Source organism: Kitasatospora sp. NPDC101801, assembly GCF_044766665.1.
GTDB lineage: Bacteria > Actinomycetota > Actinomycetes > Streptomycetales > Streptomycetaceae > Kitasatospora.
Map to the genome: position 1 here is coordinate 743396 of NZ_JBIWML010000001.1, position 24993 is coordinate 768388.

Below are 24993 nucleotides of genomic sequence, written 5' to 3' on the forward strand. Positions count from 1 at the left end.
CCCAACTCACCGTCGCACCCGAGGCGGTGACCCCGCTCGCGGCCAGCCCGGCCGGAACGGACGGGGCCACGGTGTCACCGGTGCCACCGCCCACCGGCGGGTAGGCGTTCTTGAGCAGCTCACGGAACTGGGCGGAGAACCAGGTACCGGCCAGCGGCGAGTCCGGCAGCGCGCCGGACATGTTGTTGTTGTTGCGCGGGTTGCCGGTGTACGTCGGGTCGCACATCCGGTCGAAGCCCTTGCCCTGGTCGTTCGCGATCGCCTTGCTGGCGCCGTCCGACTCACCCGGGGGCTTCACCCAGACGTAGGCGTCGATGCCCGGCTCGGGCGCGGCGGTGGGCCGCTCGCCGAGGCCCGCACCGGACTGGTTGCACCAGTTGCCGGTCTGGAACCGGCGGTCGAGGCGGCCACCGTCCACGTACGCGTCACCGCTGGTCTGCGGGCCCGGGCCGGTCGGCCGGTTGGCGCCGCCCCAGCCGTTGCGGGAGGTGTCGATCAGCATGCCGACGTTCGACTGGAAGCCGGCCTCGACCGCCTTGGCCCGGAACGCCTGGGCGTACGACAGCTCGTCGACGTAGCGGTTCCAGTCCACCCACTTCGAGGTGCCCCGGATCGACTGGCCACCGACGGTGTCGTTGATGGTGAAGTAGGGCTCCTTCAACGTCGAGTAGTTGGCGGTGTTCACCACGAAGCCGTGAACGTTGGCGGCGGTGGAGCCGGAGGCGTTGGCGGCCTGGTAGAGCAGGCTCGCAGTGGGGCCGAAGTTGGAGTCCCAGCCCAGCCAGCCGTGGTGCCCGGCGTCGATGTAGTTGTAGACGTTGGAGATCGCGCCCAACTTGTTCAGCGCGTAGCCGACGCCGGCCACGTAGTTGCCGTTGGCCTTCATCACGTCACAGGCCGGGGTGGCGGTGGCGGTGCCGCCCGCGTTGGTGATCAGGTTCGGCAGCGAGTCGAGCTCGATCGTGGTGACGATCCGCAGGTTCGCGTAGGCCGGGTCGGCCAGGATCGCGGCGATCGGGTCGATGAACTCGGTCTTGTAGCGGCCGATCTCGGTCGGGCCGAGCTCGCCGTTGGAGGCCAGCGCGGCGCAGTCCCGGCCGGGCAGGTCGTAGATGACCACCTGGAAGACGTACGGCTTGCCCGCGGCCGTGGCCTGGCTGACGGCGGAGTTCAGGTGGGCCCGCAGACCCATCGAGCTGCTCGAGCCGCTGATCGCGGCGATCCGGTCCAGCCAGACGTAGGTCGGCTGGTTGGAGACGGCCGAACCACCCGGTTCGGCAGCGGCGTTGGCAGACCACTCGGGGTTCACGTAGACGCCGGCGCCGACATAGGGGTTGTCGACCTTGGGGGTCGCGGCGTGCGCGGTGCTCGCCATCGGAAGCAGGGTCGCCGCGCCGAGCGCGGTCGCGAATGCGGCCGTTCGGAGGCGGCGGAGGAGCTGTCCTGACACGTGCGGATTCCTTTCGGGTGGGGGAGATCCGGTGGGGCGGAGGAGCGGGAGAGTCGAGCCCAACGTGGGAGCGCTCCCACCGTGTCGGAATCGGCTGGCCCTGCGAGGAACGGTGGATGGGGGCGGTACTGCCTGACCGACTCGACGGGTGAACGACTCCCCGCATCTCAGGGCGGCCCCTGAGCTCACGGCATATCAACCCATGAAGGTGCGGAGGCGTCAAGCCTTCTGACCGACTTCAGCAAGTGAACACGGCACTCCCCATGGGAGCGCTCCCGAACCGGAGTTGACGGTGTCCCGTGAGAGCCTCGGAGTCCCACCCAGCTCGGAGGCCGCCCGATGACCGCCCGTCCCAGGATCGACGACCGGCAGCGCCGCGCCCGGCTGGCGGCCCGTCAACTCCTCGCCCCCGCCCACCGGGCCGCCTCCGCGGAGCAGGTCGCCGAGGCGTTGGTGGCCCTGCACGCGACCGACCCCGCGTCCGTCTTCCTGTCCACCGCCGCCCGGCTGACCCGGCCCGAACCGGCCGATCTGGAACGGGCGTTGTACCAGGACCGGACCTTGGTGCGGATGCACGGCATGCGGCACACCCTGTTCGTCGTGCCGACCGGTCTGGCCCCGGTGCTGTACGCCTCCACCACCCGCAAGGTGGCCGAGAAGGAACGGCGCGGGCTGCTCGCGTTCGCCGCCGAGGGCGGCTTCGACGCCGACTGGCTGGCCGGGGTGCAGCGCCGCACGCTGGCCGCCCTGGCCGCGGCCGGCCAGGCCACCGGCAGCCAACTCGGCGAGCTGGTGCCTGAGTTGCGCGAGGCGATCACGGTCGCGGTGGGCAAGCCGTACGAGGCCAGGCAGACCGTCGGGGTCCGGCTGCTCCGGGTGCTCGGGATGGAGAACGAGATCGTCCGGGGCCGCCCGGTCGGCGGCTGGACCAGTGGGCAGCACCGCTGGGCCGTCCAGGGTGCGCTGCCCGGGGTCCCGGTGGCCGAGGCGCAGGCGGAGCTGACCCGCCGTTGGCTGGCCGCCTTCGGCCCCGCCACCACCGAGGACGTCCGCTGGTGGACGGGCTGGGGCGTCCGCGAGGTCAGGGCGGCGCTGGCCGCCTGCGGCGCGGTGCCGGTCGACCTCGACTGCGGCGAGGGCCACGCCCTCCCGGACGACCTCGACCCGCTGCCGGAGCCCGCCCCGTGGGCCGCCCTGCTCCCCTCGCTCGACTCCGCCCCGATGGGCTGGCAGCAGCGCGACTGGTACCTGCCGGTCCCCCACCGGGCCGACCTGATCGACCGCTCCGGGAACATCGGCCCGACCGTCTGGTGGAACGGCCGGGTGGTCGGCGGCTGGGCCCAGCATGCCGACGGCGGTCTCCGCTGGGAGGCCCTCGAACCGCTCCCCCGCGAAGCCGTCGCGGCGGTCGACGCCGAGGCCGACCGGCTCGCGGGCTGGCTCGGCCCGGCCCGGGTCACCCCACGCTTCCGGACCCCGCTGGAGCGCCGGCTGACGGGCTGACCCCGCCGTCGGGCTCCTGCGCCGCCGGAAAATACCGCTGGTCCGGGACGGTGCCGACCGGGCACCATGGGGCGCATGGTGACAGTGGGAACGGTGACGGACCAGGACTGGCAGACCCTGCGGACGGTGCGCCTGCGCGCGCTGGCGCAGGATCCGGAGGCGTTCGGCTCGACGCTCGAACGCGAGCAGGACCAGCCGGCCGAGTTCTGGCAGCGGCGGATCGCGTCCGGCGGCTGGTTCATCGCCTGGGACGACGCGCACCCGGTCGGCCTCGCCTCGTCCCTGGCGGACCCGGCCGGGCACCGGCTCGACGCGATGTGGGTCGACCCGGCGCAGCGCGGACGCGGGGTCGGCGACGCCCTGGTGGCCGCCGTGCTCGACCGGGCCAGGTCCGAAGGGGCGGCGACGGTCTCCCTGACGGTGGGTGAGGGCAACGCCCCCGCCCGGAGCCTCTACCTGCGCGCCGGGTTCCGCCCCACCGGCGAGCACCGGCCGCACCCCCGCGACCCCGGGCGCCGGCTGGAGCTGCTCCGGGCCCCGCTGCGGCCGGACGGCTTCGAGATCTCCACCGACCCGGCCCGGCTGGACGCCGCCCTGATCCACCGGTGGCTGTCCGAGGACGCCTACTGGGCGCTCGGCCGCACCCGGGAGAAGCAGGACCGCGCGATCGCCGGGTCGCTCAACTTCGGGGCGTACGACTCCGCCACCGGCGCCCAGCTCGGCTACGCCCGGGTGATCACCGACCTGGCCGACTTCGCCTGGCTCTGCGACGTCTACGTCGCACCCACCGCCCGGGGCCGTGGGCTCGGCACCGCCCTGGCCGGCGCCGTCCGGGACCACCTCGCACCGTACGGGCTGCGCCGCATCCTGCTCGCCACCGGCGACGCCCACCAGGTCTACGCCCGGGTCGGCTTCGAGCCGCTGGCGGACCCGGAGAAGTGGATGATCCTCCCCGGCAGGTCCTAGTGCCGGGCACGGCAGGGTTCGCCCCGTAGCACCGCCCGGCACCGGTCAGCCCGGGAACAGCCAGCGGCGCAGCACCCGGGTGGCGACCGGGAGGGCGAGGTAGGTCATCAGCGAACTGATCACCGGGGCCAGGATCAGCGAGCGGGCCAGCACCGGGAGGGTGGCCAGGTGCGGGGTGAGGTAGAAGTTGGCGGTGGTGGTGAGCGGGGCGATCGCCAGGGTGGAGGCGATCGCCATCTTCCAGCGCGGGGCCGGGGTGCGTCGGGCGCCGGCCGGGGTGGTGGCGAACCAGCCCTCCATGCCGAGCAGTTCGCGCCGGGCCACCTCGACGTGGTGGCCGTCGGCCTTGGCGAAGCAGGCGGCCCGGGCGGGCGACTCCTGCCAGGCGCGGAACGATTCGGCGTCCTGGAACGACAGCAGCAGGTGCCACGGGTCGGCCGGTCCGGCCGGGCGGAGCAGGCCGGTGCCCAGATTGCCGGGGTGGTCGGCGGCGGCCCGCAGGATGGCCTCCGCCCAGCTCTCGAACTGCTCCTCGTGCCCGGGGTCGACCCGGCGGGCCACGAAGAGGGTGACCTCTTCACCGTTCCGTTCGTCCGTGCTCATGGCTCCCTCGACCCCTTGATCAACCCGCAGCCTATGCGCCGGCGGCGCGGGGTGAAACCCCTGACGGGTGGTCCACTGACACAGCCCCGGAGCGGCCGGGCGCCCGCCCGGTCGGCGGTTCCGCCAAGCCGCCGGACGGCCCGGGCCCGGCCGTCCGGTTCCGGCCTTGACACGCTCCGTCACGATCGGCCGGTGATCGGCGATTGACCGGATCGGTCCCCGGTTTGGCGTGTTCTGTTCGGCGCCGAGGTTTGTTCCATTGCAGACTGAGCAGGAACCCCGGGCCTCGAATCACTGACCAAGGAATGGTGAGTCCGGTGATACCCCTACGCCCCAACCCGGCGCCCGCGCAGTCCGCGCCCCAACAGCAGGCGGTGGAGACACCGCTGCCGCTGACCGAGTCCGCCGCGCTGAGCCATCTGGCGGGCATCTGTTTCAAGATCGGACCTCCCCGGTTGATCGGGGTGGAAGCCGAGTGGTTCGTCCACGACGGCGACTGTCCGGAGTTAACGGTTGACCCGCGGCGTCTGGCCGACGCACTCTCCGCACTCCCCACCCATCAGGACCCGGGTGACCCCGCCCCGCTGCTTCCCTCGGGCACCGGTCTCACCTACGAACCGGGCGGACAGGTAGAGCTCAGCTCCCCGCCCGCCGCCGACCCCGAAGAGTGTGCAGACACCATGCTGCGGGATCAGGCCACCCTCCGAGCCGCCCTCGCCGCCCACCGGCTCCGGCTCACCGGCAGCGGCACCGACCCGCTCGGCCGCGAGCGCCTGATGCGGCTCGACCACCCCCGCTACCTGGCGATGGAGCAGCACTTCGACCGGGTCGGCCCCTGGGGCCGGGTGATGATGACCGGCACCGCCTCCGCCCAGGTCTGCGTGGACGCGGGCACCGGCGCCGGGACGCACGAGTTCGCCCGGCGCTGGGAGCTGGCCCACCGGCTCGGCCCGGTCCTGGTGGCCGCCTTCGCCAACTCGCCGCTGCTGGACGGCCGGCCCACCGGCTACCGGTCCACCCGCCAGCTGGTCTGGTCCCGGATGGACCCGAGCCGCACGCTGGCCCCCCGGTTCACCGGTGACCCGCGCGAGCGCTGGGCCGAGTACGTGCTGGACGCCGAGGTGCTGTGCGTCCGCCGCCCGGACGGGCTGCCGTGGACCGCCCCGGCCGGGCTGACCTTCCGCGGCTGGCTGCGCGGTGCGGGCGAGCGGCCGCCCACGCTGGCCGACCTGGACTACCACCGCACCACCCTGTTCCCTCCTGTCCGGCCGCGCGGGCACCTCGAACTGCGCATGATCGACGCCCAGCCGGGCGAGGGCTGGCAGGTGCCGCTGGCCCTGGTCGGCGCACTGCTGGACGACCCGGTGGCGGCCGACGCCACCGCGGAGGCGCTCGAACCGCTGGGCGCCCCGGCGCACGGGGACCGTCACCCGCCGCGCACCGAGCTGTGGCACCGAGCGGCCACCCTGGCGCTGACCGACCCGCAGCTCCGCCGGGCCACCCTGGCCTGCTTCGGCGCCGCCGACCAGGCGCTGGCCCGCCGGGAGCAGGCCCGTGGCGGCCGCTCCCGGCTGCGGACCGTGCTGACCGACTTCGCCGAGCGCTACCCGGCCCGTGGCCGCTGCCCCGCCGACGACCAGTTGGACGCCCTGCGCACCGGCGCCCTTCCCCACGCCCTGGAGACCGCAGCATGCTGAACACCGACCACCGCGAGACCGAGACCGTGCGCGAGCGGATCGCCACCGAGCTGCTCACCGCCCGCGAGCGCACCGCCGGGCTGACCGCGCTGGACGACCACGACCTGACCGCCCAGCACTCCCCGCTGATGTCCCCGCTGGTCTGGGACCTCGCCCACATCGGCAACCAGGAGGAGCTCTGGCTGCTCCGCAACGTCGGCGGCCGGGAGCCGATGCGGCCGGAGATCGACCCGCTCTACGACGCCTTCGAGCACCCCAGGGCCGAGCGCCCCAGGCTGCCGCTGCTGCCGCCGGCGGAGGCCCGGGCGTACGCCCACGAGGTGCGCGGTCGGGTGCTCGACCTGCTCGCCGCCACCCCGCTGGACGGTGAGGTGCCGCTGCTGCGGGACGGGTTCGCCTTCGGCATGATCGTCCAGCACGAGCAGCAGCACGACGAGACCATGCTGATCACCCATCAGCTCCGCAAGGGGCAGGGCGCGCTCACCGCCCCGCCGCCACCGGTCACCGCGACCGGGCCGCTGCCCGCCGAGGTGCTGGTCCCGGCCGGCCCGTTCACCATGGGCACCGACACCGAGCCGTGGTCGCTGGACAACGAGCGCCCGGCCCACCGGGTCGAGGTGCCCGCCTTCCACCTGGACACCACCCCGGTGAGCAACGGCGCGTACCAGCGGTTCATCGCCGACGGCGGCTACGACGACCCGCGCTGGTGGACGGCCGAGGGCTGGGCGCACCGGCAGCAGGCCGGGCTGTTCGCGCCGCTGTACTGGCAGCGGGACGGGAGCGAGTGGCTGCGCCGCCGGTTCGGCGCGTTGGAGCCGGTCCCGGCGGACGAGCCGGTGCTGCACGTGGGTTGGTACGAGGCGGACGCCTACGCCCGCTGGGCCGGGCGGCGGCTGCCGACCGAGGCCGAGTGGGAGAAGGCCGCCCGGCACGACCCGGCCGCCGACCGCTCCCGGCGCTACCCGTGGGGGGACCGGGAGCCCACCGCCGAGCTGGCCAACCTGGGCCAGCACCACCTGCAGCCCGCACCGGTCGGCAGCTACCCCGAGGGCGAGTCCGCCTACGGCGTACGGCAGTTGATGGGCGACGTGTGGGAGTGGACGGCCAGCGACTTCACCCCCTACCCGGGCTTCCGGGCCTGGCCGTACCAGGAGTACTCGGAGGTCTTCTTCGGCCCGGAGTACAAGGTGCTGCGCGGCGGCTGCTTCGCCGCCGCTCCGGTCGCCAGCCGGGGCACCTTCCGGAACTGGGACTACCCGATCCGGCGGCAGATCTTCGCCGGCTTCCGGACCGCGCGCGACGCCGAGGCGGGCTGATGTGCCGTCATCTCGCCTACCTGGGAAGCCCGGTGACGCTGAACGAGCTGCTGGTGGCCCCGCCGGCCGGGCTCTACCGGCAATCCTGGGCGCCCCGGCTGCAGCAGTACGGCACGGTCAACGTGGACGGCTTCGGCGTCGGCTGGTACGCCGAGGGCGACCCGGTCCCGGCCCGGTACCGGCGGGCCGGGCCGATCTGGGCCGACGAGGGCTTCACCGACCTGGCCAGGGTGGTGCGTTCGGGCGCGGTGCTGGCCGCCGTCCGGTCCGCCACCGCCGGGTGCGCGGCGGGTGAGGCGGCGGCGGCGCCGTTCGCCGCCGACCGGTGGCTGTTCAGCCACAACGGCGCGCTGCCCGGCTGGCCGGACGGGCTGGCCGGGCTGGCGGCCCTGCTGCCGCCCGCCGAGCTCCTGCGGCTCACCGCGCGCACCGACTCCGCCCTGCTCTGGGCGCTGGCCCTGCACCACCTGCGGGACGGCGCCGGGCCGGACGAGGCGCTGACCGCGACCGTGCACGAGGCCGCCAAGCACACCGAGGGGCGGCTCAACCTGCTGCTCACCGACGGCACTTCGATCGCCGCCACCAGCTGGGGCGACACCCTCTGCTACCGCACCGGGCCCGGCTCGCTACTGGTCGCCTCCGAGCCCTCGGACGACCTGCCGGACTGGCAGCACCTGCCGGACCGCTCCGTGCTGCTCGCCGATCTCCGTGGCGTCACCGTCTCCTCCCTCACCTGACCGACCGAGCAAGGGAACACTGCTGTGAAGACCTACGAGCTGACCCGTCTGCTGGCCGCCGACCACTTCAGCCACGCGCTACGGCACGACGTGCGCAGCGGTCTGACCGCGAGTCCGAAGTCGCTGCCGCCGAAGTGGTTCTACGACGCCCGGGGCAGCGAGCTGTTCGAGGAGATCACCCGGCTGCCGGAGTACTACCCGACCCGGGCCGAGCGGGAGATCCTGACCGACCGGGCCGCCGAGATCGCGGCCGCCACCGGCGCCCGCACCCTGGTCGAACTGGGCTCGGGCTCCTCGGAGAAGACCCGGCTGCTGCTGGACGCGCTGCGCGACCTGGGCACCCTGCGGACCTACGTCCCGGTGGACGTCAGTGAGAGCGCGCTGGCGGCCGCCGCGGAGGCGCTCACCGCCGACTACCCGACGCTCACCACGCACGCGGTGGTCTCCGACTTCACCCAGCGGCTGGGCCTGCCGCCCGGTCAGGGCCCCCGCCTGGTGGTCTTCCTCGGCGGCACGCTGGGCAACCTGCTGCCCGAGGAGCGCGCGGTCTTCCTGCGCGAGCTGCGGGAGGCGATGGAGCCGGGCGACGCGCTGCTGCTCGGCACCGACCTGGTCAAGGACCCGGACACCCTGGTGGCGGCCTACGACGACGCGGCCGGGGTGACCGCGGCCTTCAACAAGAACCTGCTCGACGTGCTGAACCGGGAGCTGGGCGGCGACTTCGACCCCGAGCTCTTCGACCACGTGGCGCTCTGGGACGCCGAGAACGAGTGGATCGAGATGCGGCTGCGCTCACGGGTGGCCCAGACCGTCAAGATCCACGACCTCGACCTGCCGGTGCACTTCGAGCGCGGCGAGGAGCTGCGGACCGAGATCTCGGCCAAGTTCCGCCGCGAGCGGGTGGCGGCCGAACTGGGCGCGGCCGGGCTGGAGCTGTCGGCCTGGTGGACGGACCGGGCGGGCCGGTTCGGGCTCTCGCTGGCGACCCGGTAGCGCTCCCGGGCCCCGTGCTCCGGCGCGGGGCCCGGCTCCGCGCGCACCTTAGCGGCTGATCACACCGGAGGAGGTGGGATTGCCGCACTCCGCGCGCCCGGCACGTCACCTCCGGTACCCATGTCGGTGGGAGGGATGTGTCCTTGATCTTCAGTCGGCTCCGCACCCGCAAGTCCGCCCGGCTCGTCACCGCCTCGACCGGTCCGGCCGCCCCGCGCTGCCCGTACGGTGGCGCCCCGGCGGTGCCCGAGCCGCCGTCCGGGCCGTCCGACGCCTCAACGGCCGGGCAGGCGGTCGCCTTCGTCCGGCAGTTCCACCAGGAGCGGGCCGGCGCGGGTGATCCGGCGCCGAGGATCCGTCAGGTGCTCGCCGAGATCGACCGCACCGGCAGCTACCAGCACACCGCCGAGGAACTGGTCTTCGGCGCCCGGGTGGCCTGGCGGAACTCCGCCCGCTGCATCGGCCGGCTCTACTGGCGCAGCCTGGTGGTCCGCGACCGGCGCCACCTCGACTCCCCCGACGCGATCGCCGAGCAGTGCTTCGAGCACCTGCGCACGGCCACCAACGGCGGCCGGATCCGCCCGGTGATCACCGTCTTCGCCCCCGACCGCCCGGACCGGCCCGCGCCGCGGATCGTCAACCAGCAGCTGGTCCGCTACGCCGGCCACCCCTCCGGCGTCGGCGACCCGGCCGGGGCCGCCCTGGCCGCCCAGGCCAGGGAGCTGGGCTGGAAGGGCGGCGAGGAGCGGTTCGAGGTGCTGCCGCTGATGGTCCGTCGGCGGGAGCAGGACGAGCCGCAGTGGTACGAGGTGCCGGAGGACGCGGTGCTGGAGGTGCCGCTGCGGCACCCCGAGCACGCGTGGTTCGCGGAGCTCGGGCTGCGCTGGTACGCGGTGCCCGCGATCAGCGACATGGCGCTGGAGATCGGCGGCGTCCGGTACCCGTCCGCCCCGTTCAACGGCTGGTACATGGGCACCGAGATCGGTGCCCGGAACCTGGCCGACGCCGACCGCTACGACCAGCTCCCGGTGCTGGCGGCCCGGCTGGGCCTCGACACCTCCTCGGACCGCACGCTGTGGCGGGACCGCGCCCTGGTGGAGCTCAACATCGCCGTCCTGCACTCGTTCCAGGAGGCGGGCGTGACGATGGCCGACCACCACACCGAGTCCGAGCGCTTCCTCAAGCACATCGCCCAGGAGGAGCGGCTGGGCCGCCGCACCCCCACCGACTGGAGCTGGATCGTGCCGCCGGTCTCCGGCGGCCTCACCCCGGTCTACCACCGCTACTACGACCCGGTGGAACCGGACCTCCGACCGGCCTTCCTGCCGCGCTGAGCAGCGGGCCCTGACACCCGGTCACCCGGCGGACCGTCCGCCGAGTGGGGTGTCCGGCTGCCCGTACGGCGCAGTTCCGTTCGCGGCGAGCGGCTCGGCTTCCCAGACTCGGAGGCGGGGGTGAGCTCGAACGGAGAGGCATTTCCTATGAAACTCGGCCTTCGTCGCATCGTGGTAACGGCCACCGCAGTGTCCCTCGGCCTCGGCTTGGCCGCCTGTGGCAGCGCCAAACAGTCCACGGGCTCGACGAGCTCGTCGGGGGCGGCGGCCGGGCCGGTCAAGATCGGCCTGCTGCTGCCGGAGACCAAGACCACCCGGTACGAGCAGTTCGACCGGCCCCTGATCGAAGCCAAGATCAAGTCGCTGGCACCGGACGCCCAGATCGACTACTACAACGCGAACGAGAACGCGGCGACCCAGCAGACCCAGGTGGACACGGCGCTGACCAAGGGCGACAAGGTGCTCATCCTGGACGCGGTGGACGCCAAGGCGATCCAGTCCTCGGTGCAGAAGGCGCACGACGCCGGCGTCAAGGTGATCGCCTACGACCGGCTGGCCCAGGGCCCGGTGGACGCGTACGTGTCCTTCGACAACAACAAGGTCGGCCAGCTCCAGGGCCAGGCGCTGGTCGCGGCGGTCGGCCCGAAGGCGTCCAGCGGCAAGATCATCATGATCAACGGCTCGCCGACCGACCCGAACGCCGCCCAGTTCAAGGCGGGCGCGCACAGCGCGATGGACGGGAAGCTGACCATCGGCAAGGAGTACGACACGCCCAACTGGGACCCGAACAACGCCAACCAGGAGGCCGCCGCCGCGATCACCGCGCTCGGCGCCCCGAACGTGGTCGGTGTCTACTCCGCCAACGACGGCATGGCCGCCGGTATCGCCACCGCCCTCAAGGCGGCCGGCCTGAGCGTCCCGCTGACCGGGCAGGACGCCCAACTGGACGCGGTGCAGCGGATCCTGGCGGGCACCCAGACCATGTCGATCTACAAGCCGTTCAAGCCGGAGACGGACGCGGCCGCCACCATGGCCGTGCAGTTCGCCCAGGGCAAGAGCCTGGAGCCGTCGCTCACCCCGACCAAGGCCACCAACGGCAGCGGCACCGAGGTGGCGTCGAACCTGATCACGCCGGTGGTGCTGACCAAGGAGAACGTCAAGACCACCGTGGTGGCCGACGGCCTCTACACCGTGGCCCAGATCTGCACGCCCGACTACGCCGCCGCGTGCACCGCGGCCGGGCTCCAGTAGCCGCACCGGTCACTCAGGTCGAATCCGGTACGGGGCAAGGGAGTTGGTTGTTGTGACAGGTTCGCCCGTGCTCGCACTGCGCGGGGTCTCCAAGCGGTTCGGTGCCGTCCAGGCGCTCACCGACATCGAGTTGGAGGTCAACGCGGGCGAGGTGGTCGCCCTGGTCGGCGACAACGGCGCCGGCAAGTCGACCCTGGTCAAGGCGGTGGCCGGGGTCAACCAGCCGGACGAGGGCGTCATCGAGTGGGAGGGCAGGCCGGTGGCCGTCCACCGCCCGCAGGACGCCCAGCAGTTGGGCGTCGCCACGGTCTACCAGGACCTCGCGCTGTGCGACAACCTGGACGTGGTCGGCAACCTGTTCCTCGGCCGCGAGCTCAAGCGGTTCGGCGTGCTGGACGAGGTCCGGATGGAGCAGCGGTCCAGGACCCTGCTGGACACCCTCTCCATCCGGATCCCCAGCGTGCGGATCCCGATCGCCTCGCTCTCCGGCGGTCAGCGCCAGGTGGTCGCGATCGCCCGCTCGCTGATCGGCTCGCCCAAGATCGTCATCCTGGACGAGCCCACCGCCGCCCTGGGCGTGGAACAGACCGCCCAGGTCCTGGACCTGGTCGAGCGGCTCCGCGACCAGGGCCTCGGCGTCATCCTGATCAGCCACAACATGGCGGACGTGATGGCGGTGGCGGACCGGATCGCGGTGCTCCGGCTGGGCCGGAACAACGGCTTCTTCGACCGCCGGAGTACCAGTCAGGAAGAGATCATCTCGGCCATCACCGGCGCCACGGACAATGCTGTGACCCGCCGTCGGGCCCGTGGCACGGAGGGCGAGGAATGAGCGCGGACGGCACCAACACCCCCGAGCCGGGGAACGGCTCCCGACGGAACCCGCTGCCCGAGGACGCGATGTCCAAGGACGGGGTCAACGCCCCGGTCCCGGTCGCGGCCCAGGCGATCCCGGCCGTCGACCCACGCCTGATCGTCCGTCAGGAGGGCGTGAAGGGCTACCTGGGCGAGTTCCGGCGCCGGATCAGCAGCGGCGAGCTGGGCTCGCTGCCGGTGGTGCTGGCCCTGGTGGTCATCTGGGCCGTCTTCGGCAGCCTGAACAGCAGCTTCCTGTCGGCGCAGAACCTCTCCAACCTCTCGCAGCAGATCGTCGGCACCGGCATGATCGCGATCGGCGTGGTCTTCGTGCTGCTGCTCGGCGAGATCGACCTGTCGGTCGGTTCGGTCAGCGGCCTGTGCGCCGCGATCTTCGCCGTGATGAACGTGACGCACGGCGTCAACGAGTGGGTGGCCCTGCTCGCCGCCGTGGTCGGCGGCACCGTGGTCGGCCTGGTGCACGGCTTCTTCTTCGCCAAGATCGGCGTCCCCGCGTTCGTGGTCACGCTGGCCGGCAACCTGGCCTGGAACGGCCTGATGCTGCAGATCCTCGGCGCCAACGGCACCGTCAACCTGTCCGGCCACGACATCGTCTCCCGGCTCTACACCACCATCTACGGCCAGGCCATCGCGGCGTACGGCCTGGCGGCGGCGGCTGTACTGCTCTTCCTCGCCGCCGCCCTGATCGACACCTCGCGGCGGCGCCGGGCCGGGGTGCCGTACCGGCCGCCGGGCGACATCGCCCTCCGCACCGGCGTGCTGGCCGTGCTCGCCTTCCTGGTGGCGTACACCCTGAACCAGTACAAGGGCCTGCCGCTGGCCCTGCTGATCTTCCTGCTCTTCATCGTGGTGCTCGACTTCGTGCTCCGCCGGACCGGCTACGGGCGGCAGATCTTCGCCCTCGGCGGGAACATCGAGGGTGCCCGCCGGGCCGGTATCAACATCTCCTGGATCCGGATCTCGGTCTTCATGGTGGCCTCCACCATGGCGGCGGTCGGCGGTCTGTTCCTGTCGGCCCAGATCCAGTCCGCCAGCCAGACCTCCGGTGGCGGCAACCTGCTGATGAACTCGATCGCGGCCGCCGTCATCGGGGGCACCAGCCTCTTCGGCGGACGCGGCAACACCTGGTCGGCCCTGCTCGGTGCGCTGGTGATCGGCTCGATCCAGTCCGGGATGAACATCCAGGGCCTCAGCAACGCCATCCAGTTCATGATCACCGGTGCGGTCCTGCTGGCCGCCGTGGTCATCGACTCGCTGTCCCGCCGCACCCAACGGGCGGCCGGGCGCGCCTGACCGATCCGTCGTCGGTCTTCGGGGGCCGGCATCCGCCGGCCCCCGAAAACCTGTCGCGTGCGGCGGTCCGCAACGGCGAGAGTGATCCCCGTTCACCATCCGGGGAGGAATCACCATGTCGACATTGCGAGTCACGGCCGAGCGGCTGACCATCCTGAAGCACCCGAATGCCGACGCACTGGAGCTGGCCCAGGTCAGCCTCTACCGTGCGGTGGTCGCCAAGGGCGCGTACCGGACCGGGGAACTGGCGGTCTACATCCCCGAACAGGCGGTGCTGCCGCCCGCGCTGATCGAGGAGCTGGGCCTGACCGGGAAGCTCGCGGGCGGCGCCCGCGACCGGGTCAAGGCGGTCCGGCTGCGCGGTGAGCTCTCCCAGGGCATCGTCTGCCGCCCCGCCGCGCTGGCCGGCACCGACCTCGCCGAGGCCGTCGCCGAGGGGGCGGACTTCGCCGGGCTGCTCGGCATCACCAAGTGGGTGCCGCCGATCCCGGTCGGCATGAGCGGTGAGGTCGAGTCGGCGCCCGAGCTGCTGCCCTGGGTGGACATCGAGAACCTCAAGCGCTTCCCGGACGTCTTCGAGCCGGGCGAGCCGGTGGTGGTCTCCGAGAAGCTGCACGGCAGTTGCTGCCTGGTCACGTTCCACGCCGGCTCCGGCGCCGTCCAGGTCTCCTCGAAGGGGATCGGCGCGCAGCGGCTGGCGCTCCGTGAGGACGACCTCAACCTGTACTGGCGCAGCGTCCGCGCGCACGGCATCCCGGCGGTGGCCGCCGAGCTGGCGGAGCGGCTCGGCGCCAGCCGGATCGGCATCTTCGGCGAGGTGTTCGGCGTCGGGGTGCAGGACCTCAGCTACGGGGAGTCCGGGCGCACCGAGCTGCCCGGGTACGCGGCCTTCGACGTCTCGGCCGTCATCGACGGTGAGCTGCACTGGCTGGACGCCACCGAACTGCTCGCCGGGAAGCTGCCGTTGGTGCCGCAGCTGTGGAGCGGCCCGTTCGACCCGGACACCGTGCTGGCGCTGGCCGACGGCCGGGAGACCTTCTCCGGGCGGGAGTTGCACATCCGGGAGGGCGTCGTGGTCCGGCCGGTGGTCGAGCGATACAGCCCGGTGACCGGTGGCCGGGCGATCGCCAAGGTGGTCAGCGGCGCGTACCTGACCCGCAAGGGCGGCACCGAGTACGAGTAGGCAAGACCCTCCGGCACTTGGTGGGCGGCGCCGGGGTGCGTGGGTCGTTCATCCGCCCACCAATTGCCGGTGGGTCTAAATCAGTTGCCGGGTGGGCCGGCGGGGCCGAAACTTCGCAGGTGACAGAGCGAAGCGTGACGGTGTTGGTGACGTACCAGGGTGAACAGCTCGGCGAGATCGGGCCGTTCCCGGTCGGGACGCCGCGTTGGCACGACATCGCCCCGGTGGCGGAGGAGTTGACGCGGCGACTGGACGTCCCGGTGCACGTACTGCGCCTGCTGACGCACGACAGTGCCGACACCGGGTACGGCGGCTCGGTCGCGTACCACGCCGAGGCACTGCGGTTCCCGGAGGTCGAACTCGCCGACTCGGCCCTGACGGTGGGTGAGGACCCGCTGCGGGCACCGTGGGCCACCCCGGCCGGGCTGCGGTCCGCGCTGGCCTGGGCGGCCGGAACGGTGCGGGCGGCCGGCCCGGCCGAGCAGGTGAAGAGCTGGAACCTCTCCGGCCTGTACCGGCTGCCGACCGCCGACGGGCCGGTCTGGCTGAAGACCACGCCCGCCTTCGCCGTCCCCGAGGCCGAGGTGATCACCCGACTGGCTTCCGTGGACCCGGAGTTGGTGCCGCCGGTGCTGGCCGCCGCCGAGGGCCGGCTGCTGCTCGGCCACCTGCCGGGGGTGGACTGCTGGGGCCTGCCCGAGGACGCCATGCTGACCGCGGTACCCCGGCTGGTGGCCGCCCAGGCCGCGCTGGCCGGGCAGCGCGACGGACTCCCGGACCGTACTCCCGGCACCCTGCCCGAGCGGTTCGCGGCGCTGCTCCCCCGGGTCGTGCTGACCGCCGAGGAGCGGGCCGCCGCCGAGCGGCTGCTCGCCGACCTTCCGGCGCTGATCGAGGAGTTGGCGTCCTGCGGGCTGCCCGAGACGCTGGTGCACGGTGACTTCCACCCGGGCAACTGGCGGTTCGACGGGACCCGCAACGTGATCGTCGACTTCTCCGACAGCTACTACGGTCACCCCGCCGTCGACGGCCTGCGCCCGCAGGACTTCCTCGGCGAGGAGCGCTGGGCGACCGTCCGCCGGCTCTGGATCGACGCCTGGCGCGAGCAGGTCCCCGACTCCGACCCGGCCAGGGCGCTGGAGGTGGCGGAGCCGCTGATGCACCTCGGCTACGCCGTCCGCTACCAGGAGTTCCTGGACGGCATCGAGGCCACCGAGCGGGTCTACCACCAGGGCGACCCGGAGTCGGAGATCCGGGCCGCGCTGGCCTGCCGCTGAGCGGGTCAGGCCAGCAGGTGCGGAGCGTGCTCCCGGACCGCCGCCAGCAGTTCCTTCCGCGAGGGGTTGACCATCGGGTGCCCGGCCACCGTCACCGTCGGGACGGTCTCGTTGCCGTCGGCGACCGAGCGGACGAAGGCGGCGGCCTCGGGGTCGCGCCAGATGTTGACCTTGCGGTAGGGCAGGTCGGTGAACCGCAGCTGGGTGAGCAGCTTCATGCAGAAGGTGCACATCGGCCGCCAGTAGACGACCACGCCGTCCTGGTCATCGGTCACTGATCGTTCCCCCGGGTCGAGTTGACGGTACGTCCGTAGCGTAGTTCCAGACCGTCGAGCAGCGCCTCCAGGCCGGTCTCGAACGCGCCCTCGTCGATCCGCCGCCGGTGCTCGGCCAGTTTGTGCGCCTCGCCGAGGTGCGGGTACTCCTCGGTGTACAGCGCGGCGTCCTCGGGGAAGCCGGCCGCGAACGAGCCGAGGGCCGAGCCGGTGACGAAGTACCGCATCAGGGCGCCGATCCGGGTGGCCTGGCCACGTGGCCAGCCCGCCGCGACCAGGCAGCCGAAGACCGCGTCGGCCAGCCGCAGGGCGTTCGGCCGCCGGCCCGGGCCCTGGGCCAGCACCGGGACGATCGCGGGGTGGGCGGCCAGCGCCGCCCGGTAGGAGCGGGCCCAGTCGCGCAGCGCGGTGCGCCAGGGCGCCGGCGGCCGGAACATCGACAGGTCGACCTCCCCCATCACGCTGTCCACCACGGCGTCGAGCAGCTCGTCCTTGGTGGCGAAGTGGTTGTACAGCGAGGGGCCGCTGACCGAGAGCTCGGTGGCCAGCCGGCGGGTGGAGAGCGCGGCCAGCCCCTCCGCGTCCACCAGGGCGAGGGCGGCCGCGACGATCCGCTCGCGGCTGAGCAGCGGGGTGCGCGGACGGGCCATGGTCGCTTCCTCCGGTCGGGTGGGGTTCCGGGCATTCTCGCAGGCGGCTCTTCCCAGCCCCGCGACGGCGGGCTAGAGTCGGACAAAACTTGCACCGCTAGTTTTAGCCGGTGCCAGCCTACCCACCGAGGACGCCATGAACCTGGAGCTCTCCGAGGAGCAGGTCGCGGTCAGGCAGCTCGCCGCCGACTTCACCGACCGCGAGATCGTGCCGTTCGCCGCCGACTGGGACCGCGCCGAGTCGGTGGACCGGGCGATCATCGGCAGGCTCGGCGAGGTTGGCTTCCTCGGCCTGACCATCCCGGAGGAGTACGGCGGCAGCGGCGGCGACCACCTGGCGTACTGCCTGGTGCTGGAGGAGCTCGGCCGGGGCGACTCCTCGGTGCGCGGGATCGTCTCGGTCTCGCTCGGCCTCGTTGCCAAGTCGGTCAACAGCTACGGCACCGAGCAGCAGAAGCGGCACTGGCTGCCCCGGCTGACCTCCGGCGAGGCGCTCGGCTGCTTCGCACTGACCGAGCCCGGCACCGGTTCGGACGCCGCCAACCTGACCACCCGGGCGGTCCGGGACGGCGACGACTGGCTGATCACCGGCGCCAAGACCTTCATCACCAACGGCACCTGGGCCGAGGTCGCGCTGGTCTTCGCCCGCACCGGCGGCAGCGACCCGGAGCGGCAGGGCCACCGGGGGATCACCGCCTTCCTGGTCCCGACCGCCACCCCGGGCTTCGAACGCCGGGAGATCCACGGCAAGTTGGGCCTGCGCGGCCAGGCCACCGCCGAGCTGACCTTCGACGCAGTCCGGGTGCCGGACAGCGCCCGGCTCGGCGCCGAGGGCAAGGGCTTCACGGTCGCGATGGCCGCTCTGGCCAAGGGCCGGATGTCGGTCGCGGCCGGCTGCGTCGGCATCGCCCAGGCCTGCCTGGACGCCGCCGTCGGCTACGCCAAGGAGCGCGAGCAGTTCGGGAAGCCGATCGCCTCCTACCAGTTGGTGCAGGAGCTGATCTCCGACATCTCGGTCGAGCTGGACGCCGCCCGGCTGCTCACCTGGCGGGTGGCCGACCACATCGAGCGCGGTCTGCCGTTCGCCACCGAGTCCTCGGTGGCCAAGCTGTTCGCCAGCGAGGCCGCCGTCCGGGCCGCCAACAACGCGCTCCAGGTCTTCGGCGGGTACGGCTTCATCGACGAGTACCCGGTCGGCAAGTACCTGCGCGACGCCCGGGTGATGACCCTGTACGAAGGCACCAGCCAGATCCACAAACTGCTCGTCGGGCGTGCGCTGACCGGCGTCAACGCCTTCTAATCCCCCCGTGGTTGAGGAGCCCAACGACGTGCGCCCTGTCTACTTCGCCGCCGCCCGCCGCACCCCGATCGGGCGGCTGCGCGGCGCCCTCTCGGCCGTCCGCCCGGACGACCTGTCGGCCGCCGTGCTGCGCGGACTGCTCGACTCCGTACCGCAGTTGGACCCGGCCCGGATCGACGACGTCTACTGGGGCGCCGCCAACCAGGCCGGTGAGGACAACCGGAACGCGGCCCGGATGGCCGTGCTGCTGGCCGGTCTGCCGGAGACCGTCCCCGGCGCCACCGTGAACCGGCTGTGCGCCTCCGGCCTGGAGGCCGTCACCACCGCCGCCCGGGCGATCGGCTCCGGCGAGGCGGAGATCGTGCTGGCGGGCGGCTGCGAGGCGATGAGCCGCGCCCCGTTCGTGCTGCCGCGCCCCGACGAGGCGCTGCCGCACAAGCTGGAGACCTTCGACACCCGGCTCGGCTGGCGGCTCACCAACCCCCGGATGCGTGAGCTGCACGGCGTGCTGAGCATGGGCGAGACCGCCGAGGAGGTGGCCGCCCGGTACGGGGTGGGCCGCGCGGACCAGGACGAGTTCGCGCTGCGCAGCCACCAACGGGCCGCCGCCGCACGGAAGAACGGGCACTTCGACGCCGAACTGCTCCCCGTGCTGCGCGCCGACGGTGTGACGGTCGATCAGGACGAGGGCATCCGGGAGGACAGCACGCTGGAGCGCCTGGCCGCCCTCAAGCCGGTCTTCCGGGCCGGCGGCACCGTGACGGCGGGCAACGCCTCGCCGATGAACGACGGCGCGGCCGGGCTGCTGCTGGTGAGCGAGGAGGTCCTGCACGAGCTGGGCCTGGAGCCGCTCGGCCGCTACGTGGCCGGGGCCTCGGCCGGGGTGCACCCGGACGTGATGGGCATCGGCCCGGTCCCCGCCACCCGGAAGGTGCTGGCCCGCACCGGCTGGTCGGTCGAGGACGTCGAGGAGGCCGAGTTCAACGAGGCTTTCGCGGCCCAGGCGCTCGCCTGCGTCCGGGAGTTGGGCTTCGACCCGGAGCTGGTCAACCCGTCCGGGGGCGCGATCGCCCTCGGCCACCCGCTGGGCGGCTCGGGCGCCCGGATCCTCACCACCCTGCTGCACCGGATGCGCCGTACCGGCGCCCGGCGCGGGCTGGCCACCATGTGTGTCGGTGTCGGGCAGGGCACCGCGGTACTCGTCGAGAACGTCTAGGGAGCTGTCGTGACTCGTTTCGCAGGCAAGGTCGCCGTCGTCACCGGTGCGGCGCAGGGCATCGGCGCGGCCACCGCGCTGCGGCTCGCCGAGGAGGGCGCCACCGTCGCGGTGGTGGACCTGACCGCCGAGCGCGCGCAGGGCACCGTGGACGCGATCACCGCCAAGGGCGGCAGCGCGCGGGCGTACGGCTGCGACGTGGCCGACTACGACGCGGTGGAGGCGGTGTTCGCCGCCGTGGTCGAGGAGTTGGGCGCACTGCACATCCTGGTGAACAACGCCGGGATCACCCGGGACAACCTGTTCTTCAAGATGCCCAAGAGTGACTGGGACGCCGTCCTGACGGTCAATCTGACCAGTGCCTACAACTGCAGCCACGTGGCGCAGAAGTACCTGGTGAAGCAGAAGTACGGCAAGATCGTCTCGCTCAGCTCGCGCTCCGCCCTCGGCAACCGGGGCCAGGCCAACTACGCCGCCGCCAAGGCCGGCATCCAGGGCCTGACCGCCACCCTGGCGATCGAGCTCGGCCCGTACAACGTCAACGTCAACGCGGTCGCCCCCGGCTACATCGCCACCTCGATGACCGCCGCCACCGCCGAACGCGTCGGCGCCACCGCCGAGGACCACCAGGCCCAGGTCGCCGAACGCACCCCGCTCCGCCGGGTCGGCCAGCCCGAGGAGATCGCCTCCGTGGTCGCCTTCCTGGTCAGCGACGACGCCTCCTACGTCAGCGGCCAGACCCTCTACGTCAACGGCGGCGCCCGCTGACGCTGCTTCCGGAGACGCCGGGCGGGATTACTCCTGCCCGGCGTTTTCCGTGCCCTGCTACTGGACGGCGGCGGCGAGTTGCTTCAGGTGGCGTTCGGCGGCCCGGAGTTTGCGCCCGTCGGGGCCGGGGAGGTGGGCGCGGAGCTCGATGATCTCGGGAGCCATCCGGATCGCCTCGGTGCGGTCGGCGACGGCGCGCCAGCAGGCTTCCGCGTTGGTGGCGGCCTGCTGGGTCTCGGGGTCGTCGGCGCCCCGGGACCGGAGCAGGCTGAAGGCCACCTCGCGGTAGACCTCGGCGGCCTGGGCCAGCCGGCCGGCCAGCCGGGCGATGTGGGCGCGGACCTGGCGGACCTGGAGCACCTCGACGGCCACCGGGCCGTGCGCGGCGACGGCGGACCGCTCCAGGTCGAGCGCGAGTTCGGCGGCCGTGTCGTGCTCGCCCGCCTCCGCGCAGCGGACGATCCGGCCGATCGCCTCCCGGTAGTCGACCGGGGCCGGGTCGGCGGCCGGGGTGGGAGCCGGGGTCGGGGTCGGCTTGTCGAAGGAGACCGGGGCCGGCCGCTTGTCCAGGCTGACCAGGGGTGCGGCGGGGGCGGGGTGCTGACCCGCCTTCAGCAGCGAGACCGGCGGCCCGACCCGGCGGGGCGTGGGCGGCACCCCGGGCTTGCGCAGCGATACCCCGGCCGGCTTGGTCGGCGGGAGGTCGGGGGTGCCCGGGCGGGGCTTGGGCGGCCGGGGCTGCTGGCCCTTCGGCGGCACCTGGACGGCGGCCGGGCGCGGCCCGGACGCGGCGCCCGGCAGCGCCTCGTTGACCTGCCGCGAGGTGTTGCGGAAGAACGGCCGCTCGGTGGGGTGCGAGTGCAGGATGATCGAGTCGTTCCGGACCACCGAGTGCACCTGGTCGCGGAGCAGCTCGGGCGCGAGCAGCGCCGGGCCGCCGGGACGGCCCCGGTGCAGCACCTCGATCAGCGCGCGGGAGAAGGTGCCGATCTGCTCGGGGTCGGGGCTGACCACGGCCCACAGCGGGATGCCGTCCGCGAGCGGGGAGATCGCGCTCTGCACCAGCGGCCAGGCGGCCTGGTCGGCGCTCAGGTCGGCGATCACCAGGGTGGGCAGGTCGCCCCGGTGCTGGAGCTCGGCGGCCAGCGCCTGCCACGGCAGGCCGTCCTGCCGGACGGTGGCGGGCTTGGAGTCACGCAGCGTCAGGTAGAGGTGCTCGCCGCGCCGGTCGGTGACCAGGTGGCCGCCGAGGTGGAGCAGCAGCGGGCCCGGGTGCAGTGCGGCGGCGCGCAGGTGCGCCAGCACGCTCTGCGGGTCGGTGGCGCCCGGCAGGTGCACGGCGTCGACCGACTCGGCGGCCAGCAGCGTCCCCGGCGCGACACCGGCCAGCATCGCGGAGAGCACCTGGGCCTGCGAGCCCGCACCGCGCCCCCAGGGCCTGCGGCCGCCGGCCCCGTAACCGCCCTCGATCACCAGGATCCGGCCCCGGGCCCCGCCGCCGACCACCTGCGGTGCGGCGGGTTTGGGCAGTTGGACCGCCGGGATGCTGCCGGTCCAGCCGGTCGAGACCTCGCGCGGGGCGGTCTGGTCGGCCATCGCGCCCGGCCAGATGCCGCCCGCCGTCACGTCAGCCACCGCAGGTCACCGCCCCACCCCGTCGCCAGCGCGACGTCCGTCGCGGTGCCCGCCACCACGATCTCGCCACCTTACGACGCGCTCAGCCGACGGAGCCAGAGCGGGTGGTGATCACCCGCCACCCGTTACCGGCCGGGCACCATGTGCCGGTCGGTCTCTGTACCCGACGGCGATCCGCCCGGCCGGGCCGTCCACCCGGATCCGCCCGCCGTGGGCCCTGGGGCCTGCCGGCAGACTCCCGCCGCCGCCCGAAGGGCGGGCCTGCGGCGTCCGGTGCGTGCGCTCGGCGTGCCGGGCGGGAGCCCTCGTACTGGGTCGTACCTGGGCTTTCGTCCGGTGCGGCGAGGGTGCGTGCCGGGCGTCGTGGGGCAGGCGGGAGTCCGACGACAGGCCCTGGGTCGGCTGCGAGGACCGGGGGCGTACCCGACCGGCGCCCGGGGGCCGGCCGCGCGCGGGTCGGCGTAGGCCGGGCGCACGCTCAGAGCCGGGTGAACGGCTCGGCGAAGTGCGCGGTGGCCAGGATGCCGTGCCCGGCCGTCAGCTCCGCCAGCAGCCGCTGCCTGGTTCCGGTCGCGGCGGCCTGGTCGTCGTCGTACAGGTACCCGGCCGTCGGGTCGGTGAGCTGGACGGGGTGCAGCACCACGTCCCCGGCGACCACCAGCCGGCGTCCGCCGATCGCCACGCTCTGGTGGCCCGGGGTGTGGCCGGGGGTGGCGAAGACCTCGATCTCCGGGGTGAGCGCCACCTCGCCCGCGCGGGCGTCCAGGCAGCCCGCCGCGCGCAGCGGCCGCACCACGGCGTCCAGCAGCGGTGAGCCGGTGGCCGTCAGCCATTCCAGCTCGGTGCGCTGGACCAGGTAGCGGGCGTTCGGGAACGCCGGGGTGCGGCCGTCCGCCGCCAGGCTGCCGCTCGCGTGGTCGCTGTGCAGGTGGGTCAGCACCACGGTGTCCACCTGCTCGGGCCGGACCCCGGCCGCCGCCAGCTCGGCGGTCAGCCCGCCCGGCACCGGGGCCCAGCTCGCGGCGGGCGAGTCCGGCCCGCCGAGGCCGGTGTCGACCAGGACGGTCCGGCCGGCCGGCGTGCGCAGCAGGTAGCAGTGGAAGTGCAGCACCCAGGACCCGGCGGCGTCCGCCCGGGCCCAGACCGGGTGGTCCGGGCCGCCGAACAGCTCGCGCAGCGGACGGGCGATCTGCTCGCCCATCGGTCCGACCGCGTCGCACAGCGGGGTCACCTCGACGCCCGCGCTCACCAGCCCCGGGTGCGGCATCCGCTACCCCTCCGTCTTCGCCCAGTCCTCGGCCAGCAGCCCGAGGATCACCTCGTCCAGGAACTCCCCGTACACCCAGGCGGACCGCCGCAGCAGCCCCTCCCGGACGAACCCGGCGCGCTCGGCGGCCCGGATCATCGGCTCGTTGTCGGCCAGTGTCTCCAACTGGGCCCGCTGGAAGCCGCGCACCGTGAAGACGTACCGGCACATCACCCGGACCGCCTCGGCCCCGTACCCGCGCCCGCGGAAGCCGGGCCGCACCGCCAGGCCGAGGTGGGCCAGCCGGTTGTGGCCGTCGATCCCCCAGACGATCGCCTCCCCGACCACCTCACCGGTCGTCAACTCCACCACGGTGAAGGCCGCGTGGCCGTCACTGGCCTCCCCCACCGCGTACGGCGAGAAGCCGGCCGGGGTCGGCTGCCAGGGCCGGGTGTCCGCCCGCGAGCGGGTCAGCACATCTTCGTACAACTCCTCGTGCAGTACCGGTACATCCGGCTCCAGGCGGGCCCGCAGGCCGATTCGCTCTCCATGCAACATGGGACGGGTCTACGGGAACCGGACGGGCCACGGCAACCGCATTACCGATCCGGTGCGATGATGCGCCGACAGGAGGTGCGCGATGAAGGTCATCGGACTGATCGGCGGGATGAGCTGGGAGTCCAGCGCCGAGTACTACCGGCTGCTGAACGAGCTGACCAGGGAGCGGCTCGGCGGGCTGCACTCGGCCCGCTGCGTGCTCTGGTCGGTGGACTTCGCCGAGATCGAACGCCTCCAGGCGGCCGGCGACTGGGACCGGGCCGGGGCCGTACTGGCGGACGCCGCCCGGGCGTTGCGGGCGGCCGGGGCCGAGCTGCTGCTGATCTGCACCAACACCATGCACAAGGTGGCCGACCAGGTGGCCGCCGCCGTCGACGTCCCGCTGCTGCACCTGGCCGACACCACCGCGCTCGCCGTCCGCTCGGCGGGCCTGACCCGGGTCGGCCTGCTGGGCACCGCCTTCACCATGGAGCAGTCCTTCTACCGCGACCGGCTGGCCTCGCACGGCCTCGACGTGCTGACCCCCGACACCCCGGGCCGGGCCCTGGTGCACCGGGTGATCTACCAGGAGCTCTGTCTGGGCGTCATCTGCGAGGAGTCCCGCGCCGCCTACCGGTCCGTCATCGCGGACCTGGTCGCCCGGGGCGCCGAGGGCATCGTGCTCGGCTGCACCGAGATCGAACTGCTGATCTCCCCCGCCGACAGCCCGGTCCCGGTCTTCGCCACCACCCGCCTGCACGCCGAAGCCGCGGTGGCGGGCGCCCCCGGGGGCGGGGCCGCGGGGGGGCGCCCCCCGGGCGGGGCGGGGCCGGGGGGGCGGGGCCGGGGGCGGGGGGCGGGGTGGGGGGGGCGGTGGCGGGCGGGGC

General features: G+C 73.4%; 22 protein-coding genes and 2 pseudogenes. 17 read left to right on the forward strand and 7 right to left on the reverse strand.

Annotation, left to right across the window (positions count from 1 at the left end):
- A partial coding sequence (locus ACIRPK_RS03235) for a glycoside hydrolase family 6 protein (protein ID WP_403032736.1) occupies nucleotides 1-1375 on the reverse strand: 1375 nt, incomplete at its 3' end.
- Nucleotides 1376-1789: 414 nt separating this feature from the next.
- Between ACIRPK_RS03235 and ACIRPK_RS03240 the strand changes: the two genes are divergently transcribed.
- The 3 genes and pseudogenes from ACIRPK_RS03240 to ACIRPK_RS03250 all read left to right on the forward strand — a co-directional run bounded on the left by ACIRPK_RS03240 (nucleotide 1790) and on the right by ACIRPK_RS03250 (nucleotide 3919).
- Nucleotides 1790-2953 (forward strand): winged helix DNA-binding domain-containing protein, encoded by a 1164-nt coding sequence (locus ACIRPK_RS03240; RefSeq protein WP_403032161.1) that lies wholly within the window; start codon nucleotides 1790-1792, stop codon nucleotides 2951-2953.
- A gap of 75 nt (nucleotides 2954-3028) precedes the next feature.
- Nucleotides 3029-3382: pseudogene (locus tag ACIRPK_RS03245) on the forward strand (GNAT family N-acetyltransferase); the annotation flags it as partial.
- A gap of 96 nt (nucleotides 3383-3478) precedes the next feature.
- Nucleotides 3479-3919, forward strand: coding sequence for a GNAT family N-acetyltransferase (locus tag ACIRPK_RS03250; RefSeq protein WP_403032739.1), 441 nt, complete (start codon nucleotides 3479-3481; stop codon nucleotides 3917-3919).
- A gap of 45 nt (nucleotides 3920-3964) precedes the next feature.
- Here the strand turns inward: ACIRPK_RS03250 and ACIRPK_RS03255 are convergent, their stop codons facing one another.
- A complete protein-coding gene (locus tag ACIRPK_RS03255) occupies nucleotides 3965-4522 on the reverse strand; it encodes an antibiotic biosynthesis monooxygenase (protein WP_403032164.1) in 558 nt (185 codons plus the stop codon).
- 317 nt (nucleotides 4523-4839) lie between these two features.
- Here ACIRPK_RS03255 and egtA point away from each other — a divergent pair, with 317 nt between their 5' ends.
- The 10 genes from egtA (at nucleotide 4840) to ACIRPK_RS03305 (ending at nucleotide 16479) form a co-directional block, all read left to right on the forward strand.
- On the forward strand, nucleotides 4840-6219 hold the full coding sequence (gene egtA, locus ACIRPK_RS03260; RefSeq protein WP_403032167.1) for an ergothioneine biosynthesis glutamate--cysteine ligase EgtA: 1380 nt from the start codon (nucleotides 4840-4842) through the stop codon (nucleotides 6217-6219).
- Entirely contained in the window at nucleotides 6213-7535 is a 1323-nt protein-coding gene (gene egtB, locus ACIRPK_RS03265) for an ergothioneine biosynthesis protein EgtB (protein WP_403032169.1), read from the forward strand. The genes egtA and egtB overlap by 7 nt, the downstream gene beginning before the upstream one ends.
- Nucleotides 7535-8272, forward strand: coding sequence for an ergothioneine biosynthesis protein EgtC (gene egtC / locus ACIRPK_RS03270; protein ID WP_403032172.1), 738 nt, complete (start codon nucleotides 7535-7537; stop codon nucleotides 8270-8272). The genes egtB and egtC overlap by 1 nt, the downstream gene beginning before the upstream one ends.
- A 24-nt stretch (nucleotides 8273-8296) precedes the next feature.
- Nucleotides 8297-9265 carry an L-histidine N(alpha)-methyltransferase gene (gene egtD, locus ACIRPK_RS03275; protein ID WP_403032174.1) on the forward strand — a complete coding sequence of 323 codons (969 nt, stop codon included), beginning with the start codon at nucleotides 8297-8299 and terminating at the stop codon, nucleotides 9263-9265.
- Nucleotides 9266-9507: 242 nt separating this feature from the next.
- Nucleotides 9508-10599, forward strand: a complete 1092-nt coding sequence (locus ACIRPK_RS03280) for a nitric oxide synthase oxygenase (protein WP_403032741.1) — start codon at nucleotides 9508-9510, stop codon at nucleotides 10597-10599.
- Between the two features lie 147 nt (nucleotides 10600-10746).
- A complete protein-coding gene (locus ACIRPK_RS03285) occupies nucleotides 10747-11850 on the forward strand; it encodes a sugar ABC transporter substrate-binding protein (protein ID WP_403032177.1) in 1104 nt (367 codons plus the stop codon).
- 52 nt (nucleotides 11851-11902) lie between these two features.
- A complete protein-coding gene (locus ACIRPK_RS03290) occupies nucleotides 11903-12682 on the forward strand; it encodes an ATP-binding cassette domain-containing protein (RefSeq protein WP_403032180.1) in 780 nt (259 codons plus the stop codon).
- Complete coding sequence (locus ACIRPK_RS03295; protein ID WP_403032183.1) at nucleotides 12679-14019, forward strand: sugar ABC transporter permease; 1341 nt, start codon at nucleotides 12679-12681, stop codon at nucleotides 14017-14019. Before ACIRPK_RS03290 ends, ACIRPK_RS03295 begins: the two co-directional genes overlap by 4 nt.
- A gap of 115 nt (nucleotides 14020-14134) precedes the next feature.
- On the forward strand, nucleotides 14135-15202 hold the full coding sequence (locus ACIRPK_RS03300; RefSeq protein WP_403032186.1) for an RNA ligase (ATP): 1068 nt from the start codon (nucleotides 14135-14137) through the stop codon (nucleotides 15200-15202).
- Between the two features lie 119 nt (nucleotides 15203-15321).
- Nucleotides 15322-16479 carry an aminoglycoside phosphotransferase family protein gene (locus ACIRPK_RS03305; protein WP_403032189.1) on the forward strand — a complete coding sequence of 386 codons (1158 nt, stop codon included), beginning with the start codon at nucleotides 15322-15324 and terminating at the stop codon, nucleotides 16477-16479.
- A gap of 5 nt (nucleotides 16480-16484) precedes the next feature.
- Here ACIRPK_RS03305 and ACIRPK_RS03310 read toward each other — a convergent pair whose 3' ends face one another.
- Both ACIRPK_RS03310 and ACIRPK_RS03315 read right to left on the reverse strand, forming a co-directional pair.
- Nucleotides 16485-16754: a glutaredoxin domain-containing protein gene (locus ACIRPK_RS03310; protein ID WP_403032192.1), complete on the reverse strand. Its 270-nt coding sequence runs from the start codon at nucleotides 16752-16754 to the stop codon at nucleotides 16485-16487.
- Nucleotides 16751-17404, reverse strand: coding sequence for a TetR/AcrR family transcriptional regulator (locus ACIRPK_RS03315; RefSeq protein WP_403032195.1), 654 nt, complete (start codon nucleotides 17402-17404; stop codon nucleotides 16751-16753). The genes ACIRPK_RS03310 and ACIRPK_RS03315 overlap by 4 nt, the downstream gene beginning before the upstream one ends.
- A 136-nt stretch (nucleotides 17405-17540) precedes the next feature.
- Between ACIRPK_RS03315 and ACIRPK_RS03320 the strand changes: the two genes are divergently transcribed.
- The 3 genes from ACIRPK_RS03320 to fabG are packed head-to-tail and all read left to right on the forward strand — an operon-like array spanning nucleotide 17541 to nucleotide 20688.
- The gene (locus ACIRPK_RS03320) at nucleotides 17541-18704 is read left to right on the forward strand and encodes an acyl-CoA dehydrogenase family protein (protein ID WP_403032198.1); all 1164 of its coding nucleotides are present in this window, start codon (nucleotides 17541-17543) and stop codon (nucleotides 18702-18704) included.
- A gap of 28 nt (nucleotides 18705-18732) precedes the next feature.
- A complete protein-coding gene (locus ACIRPK_RS03325; RefSeq protein WP_403032201.1) occupies nucleotides 18733-19920 on the forward strand; it encodes a thiolase family protein in 1188 nt (395 codons plus the stop codon).
- Nucleotides 19921-19929: 9 nt separating this feature from the next.
- On the forward strand, nucleotides 19930-20688 hold the full coding sequence (gene fabG / locus ACIRPK_RS03330) for a 3-oxoacyl-ACP reductase FabG (RefSeq protein ID WP_403032204.1): 759 nt from the start codon (nucleotides 19930-19932) through the stop codon (nucleotides 20686-20688).
- A 57-nt stretch (nucleotides 20689-20745) separates the two neighbouring features.
- Here the strand turns inward: fabG and ACIRPK_RS03335 are convergent, their stop codons facing one another.
- The 3 genes from ACIRPK_RS03335 to ACIRPK_RS03345 all read right to left on the reverse strand — a co-directional run bounded on the left by ACIRPK_RS03335 (nucleotide 20746) and on the right by ACIRPK_RS03345 (nucleotide 24127).
- Nucleotides 20746-22323 carry a hypothetical protein gene (locus ACIRPK_RS03335; RefSeq protein ID WP_403032207.1) on the reverse strand — a complete coding sequence of 526 codons (1578 nt, stop codon included), beginning with the start codon at nucleotides 22321-22323 and terminating at the stop codon, nucleotides 20746-20748.
- A gap of 478 nt (nucleotides 22324-22801) precedes the next feature.
- Nucleotides 22802-23590 (reverse strand): MBL fold metallo-hydrolase, encoded by a 789-nt coding sequence (locus ACIRPK_RS03340; protein WP_403032210.1) that lies wholly within the window; start codon nucleotides 23588-23590, stop codon nucleotides 22802-22804.
- Nucleotides 23591-23593: 3 nt separating this feature from the next.
- On the reverse strand, nucleotides 23594-24127 hold the full coding sequence (locus tag ACIRPK_RS03345) for a GNAT family N-acetyltransferase (RefSeq protein ID WP_403032213.1): 534 nt from the start codon (nucleotides 24125-24127) through the stop codon (nucleotides 23594-23596).
- A gap of 82 nt (nucleotides 24128-24209) precedes the next feature.
- On the opposite strand from ACIRPK_RS03345, the pseudogene ACIRPK_RS03350 reads away from it, so the two are divergent.
- Nucleotides 24210-24890 (forward strand): annotated as a pseudogene (locus ACIRPK_RS03350) (aspartate/glutamate racemase family protein); the annotation flags it as partial.
- Nucleotides 24891-24993 lie beyond the last annotated feature (103 nt).